The organism is Chryseobacterium sp. UF-81 (assembly GCF_058245105.1).
The window spans coordinates 121,837-140,277 of the sequence record NZ_JBSIBX010000011.1 but is presented as its reverse complement, the minus strand read 5'-3'; the positions used below and the strand labels follow the sequence as shown (position 1 = coordinate 140,277).

Sequence of the window (18,441 nt, the reverse complement as noted above, 5' to 3'; positions counted from 1 at the left end):
ATAAGTAGATTAATAAAAAATTAGAAACTGCAGGGGCACAGTTTCTAATAAGTAAAGATAATTTAAGTTTTTAGAATAAGAAATAGCCTATTCCGAGACTAAAGCCGTTAGGTTTAGATTTAAACTCTTTACTGATGCTTGTAAGTCCTGTTTCATATCTCAGGTCTGCCGTAAAGTTTTTATAATCTATCCCGATACCTCCCGTAATTCCGATGTTTGATTTATCAAAGCTTTTAAAGCCTTCCTGCAATGATTTGGATGTTGATAGATTGTTTTTGAACGCATAGCTGTAAACCCCACCGGCAAATGCTCTTACATTAAAATCCTTGGTATTGACAAATTTATACCCAATTACTACTGGGATGTCAATAGAATTCCAGGTCAGCTTTGGAGAGCTTCCGTCTTTGGTATTGTAAGAGGTCTTTCTCTTGTTAAATAAAGCTTCACCTTGCACATACAGGCTTCCGATATCCATTCTTGTCATAACTCCTCCCTGATATCCAAAACCGTATTTCCCTTCTAGCGAAGAAGATGCCGCTGAGGTTTTTGTGTAGGTCGCGCCACCCTTTATCCCGATGTGGAAGGCTGGAGTTTGCTGAGCTTTGGTTTCAACCGAGCAGGTAATACATAATAAAAATGAGCTTAGTGCTAAAATCTGTTTCATAAATTGCTGTAATAATTTGATGCAAAACAACAACTATCACAAGCCGGATAAAACTTTATTTGATGAATGGCAGAAATGCATTGACAAGGATCTGTTTTTAACTGAAAAGCAAAAAAAATCGGAAGAGGGTACTTCCGATGGTATTTTTTAAAAAGGTTGTTCTTCGCAATTAGATGGTGGATTACATCCTCCTCCTCCGCCACCTCCGGGATTTCCTACAGAGATACATCTTCCCGGGTTTCCATCATCATCCATTTCACAGGCTCTTCCAAAAGCACAGTCACAGTCCGTCCAGCAATAAGCAGATTCACCGTTCGTATGACAGCCATCGATACCTGCACCAAGAATCGTTAACAGGTCCTTTCTTAATAGTTTTTTCATTTTTCTCATAATAAATTGATTTTTGTAAGTTAATAGTCTGATGTATAGGTAAATATAATCAAAAAATTAAATACTTTTCATCAACAGGAGAAATAAGAGATAAAAACTTCGCACAACACAAAAGAAACAACCCACTGCATCTGCAATGGGTTGATCTATTTTTATTTACTGAAATTTAATTGTAAAGGAAGATTGACCACAGAAAGAACAGGTTGTCCATTTGATTCTGCCGGTCTCCATTTGCCTTTATTTCTGATCCGGTAAAAACCAGCTTCTATAAATGCATTTACATCTTCATTATTGCCCTTCACTTTCACATGATATGCATTCCCTTTAGAGTCTAAAGTGAACTTTAAAGTTATTTTATAAGGATTAACTGCAAAGTTCAGGAAACTGAGATCCACTGCATCATTTAAAAGCTTTTGAAACGAAGCCTTTCCGGTTTCATATTCAGCTTCCTTGGTAATCTTGGGAGCGATAGGAGGCGGAACATCCTTTATCGTTTTCTTTTCCTCTTCAGAGATTTTCTCTAAGGCATTTTTGTATGCCGATATCTTTTCTTCCGTAAGTAGCCACTCCTGCTTAGTCCTTTCATCATTAGGTTTCGGATATTTCTTGTATAAAGATTTTATTTTTCTTTCATACCGCGAATCTGCCTTCTCAAATTCAGATATCTGAGCTTGGCTGAACGCAAAAAACAGGATGAATGCCAATGCTGAAAGTCTTTTCATCAGTATTAAGCTTTTACAATATTAATGATGACCTCAACCGCTTTCTCCATGCTTTCCAGAGCAACATACTCATAAGGACCGTGGAAGTTCATTCCGCCTGCGAAAATATTCGGACATGGCAGCCCCATATAAGAAAGCTGAGCTCCGTCCGTACCTCCCCGGATTGCTTTTATTTTAGGCTCTATATTTGCTTCTTTCATGGCCTTTGCAGCAAGATCTATGATGTGCATTTTTCCTTCGAACTGCTGCTTCATGTTTCTGTACTGCTCCTTTATTTCCACTTCAGCAGTGCCTTCACCATATTTTTGGTTGAATTCAGCTACTTTTTCTTCCATGAATTTTTTTCTGGCTTCATACTTTTCCTCATCATGATCACGAATGATATATTGAAGCTTAGCCTCAGAAATATCAGCCGTAATATCCATTAAGTGATAGAATCCGTCAAAACCTTTAGTCGTAGCCGGAGTTTCATTCGCTGGAAGCATTTGGATAAATTCAGCGGCTAAAAGACCGGCATTAATCATTTTTCCGTAAGCATAACCCGGGTGAACGCTCAATCCGTGGATTTTTACCACAGCTCCTGCAGCATTGAAGTTTTCATATTCCAATTCTCCCACTTCGCTTCCATCCATAGTATAGGCCCATTCTGCACCGAATTTAGCCACATCAAATTTATGGGCACCTCTTCCGATCTCTTCATCCGGGGTAAATCCTACGGCAATTCTTCCGTGCTTAATTTCAGGATGCGCAATAAGATATTCAGCAGCCGTTACTATTTCTGCACAGCCCGCTTTATCATCTGCACCCAAAAGCGTATTTCCGTCTGTAGTAATAAGCGTTTGCCCGATATATTTTTTTAAGCTTTCAAATTTTGAAGAAGACAGCGTGAATCCGGTAGTTTCATTTAAAAGAAGATCACCTCCGTCATAGTTTTCCCAAATCTGAGGTTTTACATTTTCTCCACTGAAATCCGGAGAAGTATCATAATGTGAGATAAACCCGATTGTCGGCCTGTCGTCATTCTCTAAATTAGAAGGAACATAGCCCATAATATAACCGTTGGCATCAATGGAAACATCTGCCAGGCCGATTGTTTTCAGTTCTTCAGCAATATAATTTGCAATATCCCACTGGCGTGGAGTAGAAGGAGTTGCTTCGCTTTCCGCATCACTGGTTGAATATATCTTTACATAAGCGAGAAAACGGTTCAGCAATTTCTCTTTCCACAATGGGTTGAATTCTATTATACTCATCGATCATAAATTTCCAACAAATATACAATGTAAATTTTTCAAATTTAAAATTTAGGCCATCTTTCTGGCATATTTCAACCCGTAAAAGCGTTTCCGTTTTTCAATTCCAAACAGTGATTTCGATAATCAAATAAATTGTTATAACTTGCATCAATTATGATGTCCAAACGTTGCAAATATGCTTTGAAAGCAATGGTCAGATTGGCAAAAAACTACAATCAGGGGTTTTTGTCAACAGCTATTATCGCACAGGATGAGAATATTTCCAAAAAATTTCTAGAACAGATCCTTCTTGAGCTGAAAAGAGCCAAGCTGGTCAACAGCAAGCAGGGAACAACGGGCGGTTATTACCTGCTGAAATCGCCTGATGATATTTCACTGGCAGATATCTACCGTATTTTTGAAGGACCAATTGCTTTAACACCCTGTATTTCATTGAATTTCTATGAACCTTGTGACGACTGTGTTGATGAGGCAACGTGCTATCTTAGAAATGAACTGATTATCGTGAGAGAAAAAACCAGAAAAAGCATGATGGAAGCTACCCTTACTTCCTTTATAAAAAACAGTTGAAAATTTTTTTAATTTTTATATCCCACTAATTTGGTAGGATAAGTGGGATTTATATATATTTGCAGAAGTTAATTTCAATTCAACATGGAAAATACTCTGAAAATAGAATTTAATAGCCTACTTGAAAATGCCTCTACAGGTGTTTTAAATGCCGATTTTTTGCAGGTTCTGGCAGAAAAATTTCCGGGGGAAGTTATATTTTCTACCAGCTTCAGCTATGAAGACCAGGTTGTGAATCATCTGATAAAAAACCTTGATATTGATATTTTCACACTCGATACGGGACGCCTTTTTGAGCAGACCTATGAAACCTGGACCTCCTCACGGGCTTTTTTCAAAAAGAACATCAAAGCCTATTATCCGGATCCGGAAGCACTGCAGCAATTCGTCTCAGAAAACGGGCCGGATTCCTTTTATCAGTCTGTGGAAAATAGAAAAGCCTGCTGTAATATCAGAAAAGTGCAGCCTCTGAAAAAAGCTCTTCAGGGGTATAAAGTCTGGATAACGGGCTTACGTTCGGAACATTCCGCGGGCAGGGGACAGATGCCACAGCTGGAATGGGATCCGGATCATCAGATCATTAAATTTCATCCCATTCTTCACTGGACTACACAGCAGGTGGCAGAATATGTTCAGACCCATCAGCTGCCTTATAATTACCTCCATAAAAAAGGATTTGTAAGCATCGGATGCGAGCCCTGTACAAGGGCCATTAAAGAGGGGGAAGATTTCAGAGCCGGCCGCTGGTGGTGGGAAGATGCAGATAAGAAAGAATGCGGCTTACATGTTCATCAATAAAAAAAATAGTATGTCATTATATCAGTTAAATTATTTAGATCAGTTGGAATCAGAGTCCATTTACATCCTTAGGGAGGTTGCGGGACAGTTTGAACGACCGGCTTTACTGTTCAGTGGTGGAAAAGACAGCATTGTTCTGGCCCATCTGGCAGCAAAAGCATTTCCACACGGAAAGATCCCTTTTACATTTGTACATGTCGACACCGGGCACAATTTTCAGGAAGTTTTAAGCTTTAGGGATCAGCTGGCCGAAGAACTGAATGTGGATCTGGTTGTGCGGAAAGTGGAAGATACCATTCAGAAAAGAAAACTGACAGAACCGAAAGGCAAATTTCCAAGCCGGAACTGGCTTCAGACCTTTACGCTGCTTGATGTAATTGAAGAGTTTGAATTTGATGCGTGCATCGGGGGAGCAAGGAGAGATGAAGAAAAAGCCCGGGCTAAAGAGAGAATATTTTCTGTAAGGGACGAATTCGGACAGTGGGATCCCAAACTCCAGCGCCCCGAACTCTGGAATATTTTTAACGGAAAGATCCATAAAGGAGAAAATGTGAGGGTATTCCCGATAAGCAACTGGACCGAACTTGATGTCTGGAACTATATCCGCAGAGAACATATAGATCTGCCTTCCATTTACTTTTCGCACGAAAGAGAAGTGGTAGACCTTAACGGACAATGGATCGCTAATTCTGAGTTTGCCGTTTTGGAAGAAACAGACATTGTAACAACAAAACGGATCCGTTACCGCACGGTAGGTGATATGACTTGTACTGCCGCCGTAGAATCTGATGCGGCTACCGTTGACCGGGTAATTGAAGAGATCGTTGCGACCCGGATTTCGGAAAGAGGAGAGACCCGGATTGACGACCGCGTTACTGAAGCAGCCATGGAAGACCGGAAAAAAGGAGGCTATTTCTAATAGTACTGAGTGATGAGTAATATAAACAGCTAACTATTACTTATTACCCATCACTCAGTACTTGTCATTGTATCACTTATAAATAAAAAAACGTGGATATATTAAGATTAATAACAGCAGGAAGCGTAGATGACGGTAAAAGCACCCTCATCGGAAGACTGCTTTACGATAGCAAAAGTATTTTGCAGGATCAGCTGGAAGTACTTGAGAAACACTCTAAAAACAAAAATGATGATGGAGTAGACCTTGCTCTTTTAACGGATGGGCTCCGTGCAGAACGGGAGCAGGGGATAACCATTGATGTCGCTTACCGATATTTTTCGACATCAAAAAGAAAATTTATTATTGCAGATGCTCCGGGACATGTTCAGTATACCCGAAACATGATTACCGGAGCTTCTAATTCAGATCTTATGGTCATTCTTATTGATGCCCGTAAAGGAGTTATTGAGCAGACGAGGAGACATTCCATTATTGCCTCATTGCTTAAGCTGAAAAAGGTAGCCGTTGCGATCAACAAAATGGATATGGTGGATTATTCGGAAGATGTTTTTGAAACCATCAAAGCAGATTATTCTAAGATTGCAGAGGGGCTGGGCTTAAATGATGTTACCTATTTCCCGATTTCAGCATTGAAAGGAGATAACATTGTTTCCTTATCTCCTGTTACAGACTGGTATAAAGGAAGTTCCCTTCTTGAGTACCTGGAAGAAGTACAGCTTGATCAGGAACAGAACAGCGGCAGCCGTTTTCAGGTGCAGTATGTCATCCGTCCGCAGACTGAAGAATTACATGATTACCGCGGTTATGCCGGGCAGATCGTCAGCGGAAGTTTTCAGAAAGGGAATAAAATAGCCATACTTCCGGCAGGGATCATTACAGAAATATCTGCCATAGAAGTCAACGGAGCTGAAGTGCAGGAGGCATTTGAAGGACAGCCCGTTGTTATCCAGATTAAAGATGATATAGATGTGAGCAGAGGAGATTTCTTTACCTCGGCAGAAGAGCTTCCCAACGTTGAAAAAGAAATAGAAGTATTGCTGTGCTGGCTTGATCATAAAGCCCTGCAGCCGGGCAATAAATACCTTCTGCAACATCACAGCAGGCAGTTGAAAGCCGTGATAAAACAGGTTGATTATAAGATCAATGTCAATACACTGGAAAAAGAAACGGCGGAAGAAGACATCAGGCTCAACGAAATTGCAAAAGTAACCATACGGACAGCACAGCCTTTAGTATTTGATGATTTTATAAGCAATAAAAAAACAGGATCCGCAATCCTGGTGGATGAGACATCCAATGCTACCGTTGCGGCCTGTATAATTCAGTAGAAAATGGAGATGTCAGATCATTTTATTAAGAAGATCCTTGAAAAAAAGCAAATTAGTTCCATCCGGTTCTTTGATCAGAACAAAATGGAAAAGTTTGTCACTGAACTGTATAATGTCCTGTTTCTTCCCAAACAGATAAACACGGGCAGTGAACTCCAATATGAATTTCAGGAACTAAGTAAACTTCTTTTGGACTTAATGGGAAGTACGGCTGCCGATGAGGTTTCCGTAGAAAAGCAGGCCCATGTTTTTTTTCTGGCCCTTCCTGATATCTATGATAAACTGATACTCGATGCTGAATCTATCCTGGAATTTGATCCTGCAACAGAGTCTTTGGAAGAGATACTTCTTTCTTATCCCGGCTTTTTTGCAACCTATGCTTATAGAATTTCGCATCAGCTTTGGATTCAGAAAGTAAAAACACTGCCGCGTGTCATCTCAGAATATGGGCACAGCAGGACGGGAATAGACATTCATCCCGGGGCGGTCATTGGAGATCATTTCTTTATTGACCACGGAACAGGGATAGTGATCGGAGAAACCACAGTTATAGGGAATCATGTGAAACTGTATCAGGGAGTAACACTGGGCGCCCTGAATGTTTCAAAAGATAAAGCCAATGAGAAAAGGCATCCCAATATTGAAGATTACGTGATCATTTACTCAGGAGCGACCATTTTAGGAGGAGATACTACCATCGGCAGGGACAGTGTCATCGGAGGAAATGTGTGGATCACCCAAAATGTACCTTCCAGTTCTCTGGTTTATAATAAAAGTGAAATAAAAATAAAAGATAACGGGCCTCTTCCTGAATCTTTAACATTTGTGATATAGCATTTTAGAATAAAAAATAAACCATTAAGACCCAATGAGATCTAAGAAAATTAAGTTTTCTGCTTAATGAATATCCAAAGATATTTTTCTTAATAATCTTAACGGCTTAATAAATCTTAATGGTTAAAAGATATGGTTTTAATTAAACCAATGGCAAAATAAACAAAAAACAACATAAAACTGAATCGGTATGAAGTTCCAAAACACATTAGAAACCATCGGAAATACCCCGGTCGTAAAAATTAATCAGCTTTTCGGTGCCGGACATGAAATCTGGATCAAGCTGGAAAAAGCAAATCCGGGAGGAAGCATTAAAGACAGAATTGCTTTATCAATGATCGAAGACGCTGAATCTAAAGGAATTTTGAATAAAGACAGTGTAATTATAGAGCCTACAAGCGGGAACACAGGAATAGGACTTGCCCTGGTAGCTGCTGTAAAAAATTATAGGCTGATTCTCGTGATGCCGGAAAGTATGAGTTTGGAACGCCGTAAAATTATGGAATCATATGGAGCAGAATTCGTTCTGACTCCCAGAGAAAAAGGGATGAAAGGAGCCATTGAAAAAGCAGAAGAACTGGCAAAGGAAACCCCGAATTCATGGATCCCGAGGCAGTTTGATAACCCGGCTAATGTAAAAGTCCATATAGAAACCACAGCCCGGGAAATCCTTAAAGACTTTCCGGAAGGACTCGATTACCTTATCACCGGAGTCGGAACAGGAGGACATATCACCGGAATTGCACAGGTGCTTAAGCAGAAGTTTCCCAATATCAAAGTAATTGCTGTTGAGCCCGAGCTGTCTCCCGTACTCAGTGGAGGCACTCCCGCTCCACATCCTCTGCAGGGTCTGGGTGCCGGATTTATTCCATCCATACTGGATACCGCAATATTAGATGAAATTGTTCAGATCAATAAAGATGAAGCCTTTGAATACACAAAAAATGCCGCCAAAAAAGAAGGTCTTTTTGTTGGAATTTCCACAGGGGCAGCTTTGGCTGCCGTAGCCAAAAAACTGCCTGAAATTCCTGAAGGATCTACCATCCTAACGGTAAACTATGATACAGGCGAAAGATACCTGTCCATCGAAGGACTGTTCTAAGCACCTCTAATAAAAAGATTAAAAATGAAACAAAATAGTAATTCACCACAGGTTTTCCTGGTAGGTGCAGGGCCCGGCGACCCTGATCTCATCACTGTAAAAGCTGTAAAAGCCATTGCTGCGGCGGATGTCATCTTATGTGACCGTCTTGTAAGCCCGGAAATATTATCCCGTTACGCCAATAAAAAATCCGAAATTATTTATGTCGGAAAAGAATGCAGTAAAAATGCCTCTACACCGCAGTCCCGAATCAATACATTAATCGTTGATTATGCTTCTCAGGGGAAAATAGTGGTAAGGCTTAAAGGTGGCGACATATCCTTTTTTTCCAACGTTCTGGACGAGCTGAAGGCACTCAAAGAACATCATATTTCATTTGAAATTATACCGGGTATTACAGCGGCTTCAGGTGCAGCAGCCTACGCAGGAATACCTTTGACAGCGAGAGGCTATGCCACATCGGTCCGTTTCCTGACTTATTATAAAACAGAAATTCTCAGTGATAAATACTGGAAAGAGCTTGGAACATCAGAAGATACCCTTGTTTTTTATATGTCTAAAGGAAACCTGAATGGGCTGGTAGATAAATTTTTGGCATTAGGAAAAAGCGAAGATAAAAAGATTGCAGTCATTGAACAGGCTACCACACCTTATCAGAAAGTATATACCTCATCCATAGAAGATTTCCATACAAATTTTGGAAATACAAATTTTGTATCCCCATCACTGGTCATCATAGGCAAAGTGGTAAACCTGCACGAGGATTTTTCCTGGCTGAAAACACCTATACAGGAAGGGATTTATTTTAAATCTGTGACCAACGGAACTTTGGTGTCAAACAATCAAAACCTATTCGAATATGCTGTCTGAAACTAAACTAAAAGAACTTAAAGAAATATCCGGTGGTTTTTCGAGAGATGAAGCTATCTGGGCCAGCGGCTTTCTGGCAGGTCTTGCAGGCTCTTCTGCTGCTGTACAGGAGATTCTTCCTCTAGCTCATCCCGAAACGGTTTCTGCAAAGAAAATTACCCTGGCCTACGGTACTGAAACAGGTAACAGCAAAAAGCTGGCGGTAGAGCTTGCAGGAATCATCAAGAAAAAAGGTGTCCAGGTAAAGCTGGCAGACCTTTCCCAGTATAAGCCGAAAGACCTTGCCAAAGAAGACCTTTTCTTTATCATCATCAGCACGCAGGGAGAAGGAGAGCCGCCTATTCTTGCGAAAAAGTTTTACGATTACCTTCATGAAAATGATTTGGAAATCAGTAATTTAAAGTTTGGAGTTCTGGCTTTGGGCGACAGCAGTTACCCTCTGTTCTGCAAAACCGGGGAAGATATCGATTCCCGTTTTGAACTACTGGGAGCACAGCGTATCCTTCCTTTAAAAAAATGTGATATAGATTACGAAGAAGAAGCTCATGCCTGGGCCGAACATATTCTGAATGTTGCTGATAAAACGAAAGAAAGCAGCCCCAAAAGTACAGTTGGTCCCAAAATATCAACCGGAAGGAAAAAATACCAGGGGAAAATATCAACCATCATCAATTTAAATGATATAGGGTCTGATAAAGAAACCTACCACATTGAAATAGAAACGGAAGAACCTGTAGTCTACAGTCCGGGTGATGCGTTGGGAGTTATCGCCCTTAACCCGAAACATGAAGTGGATAAAATCATTACCCTTACCGGAATTGACCCTCAGAAACAGATTACAACCGCAAAAATTACAGCCGGAGCAGAAGAGCTTCTCTGCAAACATCTTAATATCAGCTATCTCCTTAAAACAACAGTGGATCAATATGCACAGATCACGGGACATCATATTCCTGAAGTAAGATTGAGTCTTCTTGATCTCCTGCGTATCTATCCGGTGAAAAATGCAGAGGATTTTGAACAGGTAATTAAGGCTTTAACAGCCCAGTCACCGCGGTTATATTCCATTTCTTCATCGCCGGAAGCTCATGGCGATACCGAAATTCACATCACCGTAACAAAATCTGAATTTTTTATTAATGATAAAAAGCAGAACGGATTATGCAGCAGCTTCCTTGCTGAATTTAAGGAAGGAGAAAACCTTGAATTTTATATCCAGGAAGCCAAACATTTCAGACTTCCCAAGCCCGATAAAGATATCATTATGATTGGTCCCGGAACAGGGATTGCACCTTTCAGGTCCTTTCTTTACGAACGCGATGCGATGGGTGCGGAGGGGAGAAACTGGCTCTTTTTCGGAGACCGGACTTTCGTTTCAGATTTTCTTTATCAGGCGGAAATTCAGGATTTTCTCAAAACAGGGACTTTGAATCATCTCGATCTGGCCTTTTCCAGGGACACTTCCGAAAAAATATACGTTCAGCACAGGCTGGAGCAAAAAGCCCAGGAAGTCTATCATTGGCTGGAAAGCGGAGCCTCACTCTATGTCTGCGGAACCAGAGATCCCATGAGTAAAGATGTTGAAAAAACTATTCTGGACATTCTTCAGGATAAAGGCAAACACAGCCGGGAAGAAGCTTTGGCCTACCTTGAAGACTTAGAGCTCAGCGGCAGATATGTAAAAGATGTGTACTAAATCATAAACGGATAAATATGACAGATAAGAATAACCTTTCTCCTGTAGAAAGAATCAAAACCAGCAGCAACGGCCTGAGGGGAACCTTAAAGGAGAGCCTTTTGGATGATTTCACCGGAGCCATCAGAGAAGATGACCAAACCCTCATCAAATTTCACGGCATGTACCAGCAGGACGATAGGGACAGACGCGAAGACAGAATAAAGAAAAAGCTGGAATGGCTGTATTCCTATATGATACGCCTCAGGCTTCCGGGAGGTTTTCTCACCCCTGAACAATGGAGCGGACTTAATGAAATTGCAGGAGAACATTCCACCGGGGTTATCAAAATAACCACACGCCAGACCATTCAGCTGCACGGGATTTTAAAATCTCATGTAAAACCTACCATTCAGAGCTTCAATCTCCAGCATCTGGATTCCATTGCAGCATGTGGTGATGTGAACAGAAATGTAACCTGTACCTCAAATCCTTCCGAATCGCCTTTGCATCAGGAAGCCTATGAATTGGCAGCAAAAATAAGCGAAATGTGCCTGCCCAAAACAAAAGCGTATTATGATCTGTGGATCGATGACGAATTGGTTGTTGACAGAAAAGCAGAAGAAGACCCTTTATACCAGGACAGATATTTGCCCAGAAAACTGAAAATTGGAATTGCCGTTCCGCCCAATAACGATGTGGATGTTTTTATTAATGACATCGCACTGATTGCCATCATTGAAGATGATAAAATTGCCGGCTATAACATTGCTGCAGGGGGAGGATTGGGTGCCACACATGGAAACGAATCAACCTATGCCCGCCTGGCATCACTTCTTGGTTTTGTAGATACAGAAGAGAAAGTACTGAAAGCAGTGTATGAAATTATCACGGTACAGCGTGACTTCGGGAACAGAAGTGACAGGAAATTATCCAGATTAAAATATACGATAGACAAACTTGGCATTGAAGGATATAGAACTGAAGTAGAAAAAAGATGCGGTTTTAGTTTTGAACCCGCCAGGGAATTTAAGTTTGAGCAGAGAAAAGACCGCTATGGCTGGGTAAAGAACCATGAGGGAAAATGGTTTTATACCTTATTTGTAGAACACGGACGGGTACTCGATATAGAAGGATATCCTCTAAAATCGGGGCTGTTGAAAATTGCTGAAACCGGAAAAGCCAATTTCCGTTTTACCTGTAATCAAAACCTCATCCTTTCTGATATTCTCGAACAGGATAAACCTGAAATTGAAGCATTGCTTAAAGAGTCAGGAATATTCACTTATACTGACGAAGCCAGTGCCCTGCGTAAAAACTCGGTAGCCTGTGTAGCATTGAATACCTGTTCATTGGCTTTGGCAGAAGCTCAGCGGTATTTACCCTCTTTAGTCACAAAAATAGAACCCGTCCTTGAAAAGTACGGACTTCAGAATGAAGATATTACCATCAGAATGACAGGCTGTCCTAATGGATGCGGAAGATCGCCTAATGCTGAAATCGGATTTGTAGGCACAGCGTATGGCAAATATAACCTTCATATCGGCGGCGACAGGCTGGGTATGCGCCTGAATACAAAATTTAAAGAAAACATTGGTGAAGAAGAGATCATAGAAACCCTTGACCAGCTTTTCGGAATCTATTCGGAAGAAAGATATGCAGAAGAAACATTTGGTGATTTCTCTTACCGCTATTTACAAACCATAAAATAAAAAAATATGACTAACCTCCTTTACCGGTATACAAAAGCCGGAAAATATTATCAGCGTCTTTTAGGGCTCCGAATGTGTATGTGCTGTTCATTAATTGACGACGCATAAAATCATTTTTCAACCCTAAAATTAAAAACAAGTGAAATCCGCACACCATCTATATTTTAAACAGAAAATCCATCTTATACTATTTACTCTTTCCTTTACTGGCTTAGTACAGGCACAGCAGCTTATTGAGGTAAGCGGAACAATCAGACATACAGACACCCAAAAAGGAATTGCCGGAGCAAACATCCTGGTAGAAAATACCCGGGATACAGCCATTACCGATCAGGATGGAAATTTTCAGCTCAGAACAAGGGTGAAAATACCCTTCAGAATTGTTATTGCCAAGGACGGTTTTGCCAGCCAGACTACTGAAATATTGTCATTGTCCAGTAAAATTGCAGTAGAATTGAATCCTCAGAACACAATCATTAATGAAGTAGTGATTTCCGCTTCACGTGTTCCCGAAAAAATACTGAGATCGCCGATTGCCATTGAAAAGATTGATATAAAAACCATCCGGGAAAGCCCGGCGGCCTCATTCTACGAAACATTGGAAAATGTAAAAGGATTGCAGCTTTTAACCTCAAGCCTTACTTTAAAAGTTCCCAATTCCAGAGGATTCAATTCTCCGAATAACTTCAGATTCATGCAGCTGGTAGACGGTGTGGATGTGCAGTCTGCCACGCTTGGGGTTCCATTGGGAAATGCCATAGGTCCGACGGAATTGGATATCCAGTCCATGGAAATTACTCCCGGAGCCGCTTCTGCCCTGTATGGGATGAATGCCGTGAACGGACTCGCCAGCCTGCAGACAAAAGATCCCTTCACTTCAGAAGGCGTGAGCCTCTATTTCAGGGGCGGCGTGAACCATGTCGATAATGTGGATCATAAAACAGCTGCCTTAGGAGAAAGTGCCGTCAGAATTGCAAAAGTTCTCAACAAGAATTTTGCCGTAAAGATCAATGCTTCCTATTTCAGCGGGGTTGACTGGATCTCGGATAACCGTACAGACCAGAATCCCAATTCAATGATTACTGCCAACCCAAACTTTCCCGGGACCAACAACCCGGCTGAAGATCTTTGGAACAAATATGGAGACGAAAGAAACAACCGAACGTCTGTAAAAGTGAATTACAACGGAAAACCAACTACGTTTAACATATCAAGGACGGGATATAATGAAAAAGATCTGATAAGTCCTGAAGTGAAGAATGTAAAATTTGATGCCGGATTATACTACCGTTTTGGAGATCAGTGGAAAACCTCTTACGTTTACCGCTACGGGCTTCTGGATGGCACCTTTCAGAGAGGAAATAAAATCCGACTTCAGAATGCAACCGTACAGAATCATAAAGTAGAACTTACAGGGAAAGAATTGACATTCAGGGCCTATATGTCTGTAGAGAATACCGGAGATTCTTATAATCTTAAACCTCTGGCTGATAATCTGGACCTTACCAATCTTTCCAACACCAACTGGAAAAACATTTTCCAGACCGTTTTGCAGGACAGGCTTAATTCCGGAGTGAATCTGAATGACGCTTTTATTTTGGCAAGACGGGAAGCCGATAAAAACAGGGTGATTCCGGGAACGCAGGCTTTTGAGCAGCTAAAAAACACAATCATAGGCATTAATAACTGGGACTCAGCCAATTCAGGAATTGCCGGAGCACCGGCCACCGGAGGAGCAAAACTTGAACAGAAATCCCGTTTTTATCAGGGCGAAATGACTTACGATTTAACAAGGTTTGTGAAGGTTTTCAATCTTCTTGTCGGGGCAGATTACCGCCTTTACAGCATTACTCCGGATGGAAATAACTTTGTTGATTTCGACAGGCCTGTCAGCGAACGGAATATTCCTTTACCAGATGGTACTTTTGGACACAATGTCATTTACCGGAAATATGGAGCATTTGCCCAGCTGACAAGGCTTTTTTTCGACGATAAACTAAAAGTGAATCTGGCTCTTCGTGCAGACCGAAATCCTGAGTTTGAAACCAAATTAAATCCAAGGGTAAGTGTAGTGTATTCTCCGGTTAACCAACATAATTTCCGGGTTTCCTTTCAAAACGGGTACCGTTTTCCTTCTTTATTTGAAGCCCTTTCATTCGTTAATAACGGAAATGTAAGAAGAGTGGGAGGGTTGTCGAAAGCCAATGAAGGATTGGGTTACCTTGAAAATTCATATACGCTGGCTTCTATTGACCAATTCATTTCTGCTGTCAATAAAGATGTGGACGGAGGCCTCAGTCAGAACCAGGCTGCATTGAAAAACAGAAACCTGTTGTCCGCTGCCAATCTTCCTAAATTACAGCCTGAAAAGGTAACGTCTTTTGAAATAGGTTATAAATCAGCTTTATTCAACAGCAGACTGATTATCGACTGGGACTTTTATTATAATGTTTACGAAGGATTTCTGGGACAGGTAGAAGTAGCGGTGCCTAAAAATGAAAATATAGGCAGTGACAATGCGGTTTTAGCGATGCTTGACCGAAGTAAGCAGGACCGGTACAGGGTGTATACGAATAGCAACAGTCAATACAAAAGCCTCGGAACGTCTTTGGGAATCCGTTATAACCTGGTGAAAAACTATAATGTGAACGTGAACGTTTCGTATAATGACCTGGTTTCAACTAACACTTCAGATCTTTTTATTACAGCTTTCAATACCCCTAAATGGGCCGTCAATTTAAGTGTTGGCAACAGAGAGATCATCAAAAATATAGGATTTACGGTTGCTGCGAGATGGCAGGACAGTTTCTTATGGGAAAGCCCATTGGCCTCCGGAAATATTCCTTCCTATTATACCATTGATGCACAGGCAACCTGGAGAATTCCTGAAATAAAGGCAAGCATTAAAATAGGAGCAACGAATCTGCTTAACCGACGGTATTTTCAGTATGCCGCAGGACCCGAGATCGGAGGTCTGTATTATTTAGCATTTACCTATGATCTAAAACTTTAAATAGATGAGTAACTTTTTATATCCCATATTTTTAAAACTCGAGGAATTATCACTGCTCATTATTGGCGGCGGCAATATTGCCCTGGAAAAGCTGGAATCTGTTCTGGCTAATTCTCCGGGAGCGCGCATCAGGCTTGTAGCACTGGAAATAAGTGATCAGGTTAAAGAACTGAAGCAGAATTATCCCAACCTTACCTTACATGAAAGGTCTTTTACGGATAACGATTTTAACCGTGCAGATCTTGCCATTGTTGCGGTTAATGATATTTTCGTCGCTGAGCAGATCCGTGACAGGGCTCATCAAAATAATACACTGGTGAATATTGCCGATAAACCGGATCTGTGTGATTTCTATCTGGGTTCCATTGTAAGAAAAGGAAACCTTAAAATTGCAGTTTCTACCAACGGAAAATCTCCGACGGTAGCTAAACGGTTACGTGAGATTTTATCGGAAACAATTCCTGATGAAGAAATGGATGGGCTCTTAGACAATATGCAAAACATCCGCAATCAGTTAAAAGGAGACTTTACTTACAAGGTAAAAGAACTCAATAGGCTTACAACACAGTACCTGGATGAAAAAAAGGACCCGCCCGCTGAAACGAAACTGGAGATGGAAAAATTAATCAACATCACCAAAACAGTACAGAGGAGGGCTAATATTTATTTGGGAATCATAGGTGTCCTGACACTTATAGGTGTATTGGGGCTGATTATTTACCAGTTTAACCTGTCTGAAGATATCCAGGGTTTTCTCAGTAAAGACGGGCATATCTTTTACTGGATGCTGCTGGCCGGATTTCTGGCAGAAATTGTCGCCGGATCCATGGGTATGGGATATGGAGTGATCTGTACAACAATCCTTCTGCTTCTGAATGTTCCGCCTCCGGTGGTGAGTGCAAGTATTCATTCGGCAGAATCATTTACATCGGCAGCTGGAAGCATCAGCCATTATAAACTGGGGAATGTGAACAAAAAAATGGTCTTGGTTTTGTTTCCTATGGCGGCTGTGGGAGCTTTTACCGGAGCATTCGCACTGTCTCATTTCGGGGAACACTATGCCCATATCGTAAAGCCGGTTATTGCCTGCTATACCCTTTATTTAGGAATCAATATCCTTAGAAATGCTTTTAAAGGTAAAAATAAAAAATCAGGAAACAGGAGACAGAAAAAGAGAACCAACCTCAGAATATTGGGATTGGCAGGAGGTTTTATTGATTCTTTCGCTGGAGGAGGCTGGGGACCGCTGGTGACCGGAACCCTGATTAAAGAGGGAAGAACACCGCGGTATGTAGTGGGCAGTTCGACTATGGCTAAATTTTTACTGACCGTAGTCAGTGCACTGACTTTTATTTTCACCATTGGGATCCATCACTGGAATATTGTGCTTGGTCTTCTTTTGGGAGGTGTTTTTACAGCCCCTTTTTCAGCAATGTTTGCCTCGCGTCTTCCTGCCAAAAAAATGTTTGCGGTAGTGGGTGTGGTGGTAATTGTCATGAGTCTGATTACGATTGTAAAATCATTAATCTAGCTGTTTTTTGAATCATCATATAGAAGATCAACAAAGCTTTCCGTGCCTGGTCTGGTTTATCCGGAGCTCCATATCAGTTATCGAAATTTTAAATTGAATATAAATATTTGAAAATCAAAATAATGTTAGATTTGTATGCCTCATCTGTAAACTTGTTTAGTTTTATTATATTTGAGAAAATCAAAAAGTAAAAATGTTTCTTACTGAATGTCCTAGAGATGCCATGCAGGGTTGGGGAGAATTTATCCCTACCGGCAAAAAAATAGATTACATCAACTCTCTGATGGAGGTTGGCTTTGATGTATTGGACTGTCTGAGCTTTGTTTCCCCGAAAGCAATTCCACAGATGGCCGATTCTGATGAGGTAGCTCAAAATATTGATAAATCCTTGTCCAATACAAAAGTTTCCGCAATCATCGGGAATTACAGAGGTGCTGAAAAAGCATTAAAACATCAGAGTGTAGATATTTTAGGCTTTCCGTTCTCTATTTCGGAAACATTCCAGCACAGGAATACGAACAAAAGCCAGGAAGAGGCTTTTGAGGAGATCATCAGAATGCTTGAGCTCGTAAAAAGTGAAGGAAAGCAGCTGAATATCTACTTTTCTATGGCCTTTGGAAATCCTTACGGGGAAATGTGGAAATGGGAAGATGTAGATTTCTGGGCCAAAAAGTTTTCAGAAATTGGAATTAAAGATGTTTTGCTTTCAGACACCACAGGCGTGGCCACTCCTGAAACGATTGCTCTTTTATTCGAAAAAATTCCATCCAAATATCCTGAGATCAATTTCGGAGGGCATTTTCATAACCGCTATGAAGATTCCTATTCAAAACTGAAAGCAGCTTATGATAAAGGCTGCAGAAGATTCGACAGTGCAATTAAAGGAATCGGAGGCTGCCCTATGGCCAAAGATGATCTGGTAGGAAATATGCCTACAGAACAGGTAATCAACTTTATGAGCGTAGAAAAAGCAGAGCACAAGCTGAATCTGCTGAATTTTGAAAGCTCATATAATAAGGCTAAGGATATTTTTCATTTTTAATAATGAACATGT

General features: G+C 40.9%; 16 protein-coding genes. 12 read left to right on the top strand and 4 right to left on the bottom strand.

The features are described from left to right. Window positions 1-70: 70 nt before the first annotated feature. The 4 genes from AC4IFE_RS15545 to pepT all read right to left on the bottom strand — a co-directional run bounded on the left by AC4IFE_RS15545 (window position 71) and on the right by pepT (window position 3,029). Window positions 71-664, bottom strand: a complete 594-nt coding sequence (locus AC4IFE_RS15545) for a porin family protein (protein ID WP_490758054.1) — start codon at window positions 662-664, stop codon at window positions 71-73. A gap of 147 nt (window positions 665-811) precedes the next feature. After that, window positions 812-1,045 (bottom strand): hypothetical protein, encoded by a 234-nt coding sequence (locus AC4IFE_RS15540; protein WP_490758053.1) that lies wholly within the window; start codon window positions 1,043-1,045, stop codon window positions 812-814. A gap of 161 nt (window positions 1,046-1,206) precedes the next feature. Further along, a complete protein-coding gene (locus AC4IFE_RS15535; protein ID WP_490758052.1) occupies window positions 1,207-1,776 on the bottom strand; it encodes a hypothetical protein in 570 nt (189 codons plus the stop codon). A 5-nt stretch (window positions 1,777-1,781) separates the two neighbouring features. Continuing rightward, complete coding sequence (gene pepT, locus AC4IFE_RS15530) at window positions 1,782-3,029, bottom strand: peptidase T (RefSeq protein ID WP_490758051.1); 1,248 nt, start codon at window positions 3,027-3,029, stop codon at window positions 1,782-1,784. 156 nt (window positions 3,030-3,185) lie between these two features. On the opposite strand from pepT, the gene AC4IFE_RS15525 reads away from it, so the two are divergent. The 12 genes from AC4IFE_RS15525 to AC4IFE_RS15470 all read left to right on the top strand — a co-directional run bounded on the left by AC4IFE_RS15525 (window position 3,186) and on the right by AC4IFE_RS15470 (window position 18,429). Then, a complete protein-coding gene (locus tag AC4IFE_RS15525; RefSeq protein ID WP_490758050.1) occupies window positions 3,186-3,602 on the top strand; it encodes an RrF2 family transcriptional regulator in 417 nt (138 codons plus the stop codon). A gap of 84 nt (window positions 3,603-3,686) precedes the next feature. Beyond that, window positions 3,687-4,400 carry a phosphoadenylyl-sulfate reductase gene (locus AC4IFE_RS15520; RefSeq protein ID WP_490758049.1) on the top strand — a complete coding sequence of 238 codons (714 nt, stop codon included), beginning with the start codon at window positions 3,687-3,689 and terminating at the stop codon, window positions 4,398-4,400. A gap of 10 nt (window positions 4,401-4,410) precedes the next feature. Then, entirely contained in the window at window positions 4,411-5,319 is a 909-nt protein-coding gene (gene cysD, locus AC4IFE_RS15515; RefSeq protein ID WP_490758048.1) for a sulfate adenylyltransferase subunit CysD, read from the top strand. Between the two features lie 92 nt (window positions 5,320-5,411). Next, window positions 5,412-6,650 (top strand): sulfate adenylyltransferase subunit 1, encoded by a 1,239-nt coding sequence (locus AC4IFE_RS15510; protein ID WP_490758047.1) that lies wholly within the window; start codon window positions 5,412-5,414, stop codon window positions 6,648-6,650. A 9-nt stretch (window positions 6,651-6,659) separates the two neighbouring features. Further along, window positions 6,660-7,484: a serine O-acetyltransferase EpsC gene (gene epsC / locus AC4IFE_RS15505; protein WP_490758046.1), complete on the top strand. Its 825-nt coding sequence runs from the start codon at window positions 6,660-6,662 to the stop codon at window positions 7,482-7,484. Between the two features lie 190 nt (window positions 7,485-7,674). After that, the gene (gene cysK / locus AC4IFE_RS15500) at window positions 7,675-8,586 is read left to right on the top strand and encodes a cysteine synthase A (protein WP_490758045.1); all 912 of its coding nucleotides are present in this window, start codon (window positions 7,675-7,677) and stop codon (window positions 8,584-8,586) included. Between the two features lie 24 nt (window positions 8,587-8,610). Continuing rightward, on the top strand, window positions 8,611-9,456 hold the full coding sequence (cobA, locus tag AC4IFE_RS15495; RefSeq protein WP_490758044.1) for a uroporphyrinogen-III C-methyltransferase: 846 nt from the start codon (window positions 8,611-8,613) through the stop codon (window positions 9,454-9,456). Further along, complete coding sequence (locus AC4IFE_RS15490) at window positions 9,446-11,152, top strand: diflavin oxidoreductase (protein WP_490758043.1); 1,707 nt, start codon at window positions 9,446-9,448, stop codon at window positions 11,150-11,152. The genes cobA and AC4IFE_RS15490 overlap by 11 nt, the downstream gene beginning before the upstream one ends. Window positions 11,153-11,169: 17 nt before the next feature. Then, window positions 11,170-12,843 carry an assimilatory sulfite reductase (NADPH) hemoprotein subunit gene (cysI, locus tag AC4IFE_RS15485; protein ID WP_490758042.1) on the top strand — a complete coding sequence of 558 codons (1,674 nt, stop codon included), beginning with the start codon at window positions 11,170-11,172 and terminating at the stop codon, window positions 12,841-12,843. A gap of 139 nt (window positions 12,844-12,982) precedes the next feature. After that, the gene (locus AC4IFE_RS15480) at window positions 12,983-15,856 is read left to right on the top strand and encodes a TonB-dependent receptor (protein ID WP_490758041.1); all 2,874 of its coding nucleotides are present in this window, start codon (window positions 12,983-12,985) and stop codon (window positions 15,854-15,856) included. Between the two features lie 4 nt (window positions 15,857-15,860). Continuing rightward, window positions 15,861-17,387, top strand: coding sequence for a TSUP family transporter (locus AC4IFE_RS15475; protein ID WP_490758040.1), 1,527 nt, complete (start codon window positions 15,861-15,863; stop codon window positions 17,385-17,387). A gap of 193 nt (window positions 17,388-17,580) precedes the next feature. After that, entirely contained in the window at window positions 17,581-18,429 is an 849-nt protein-coding gene (locus AC4IFE_RS15470; RefSeq protein WP_490758039.1) for a hydroxymethylglutaryl-CoA lyase, read from the top strand. The last annotated feature ends 12 nt before the right edge of the window (window positions 18,430-18,441 follow it).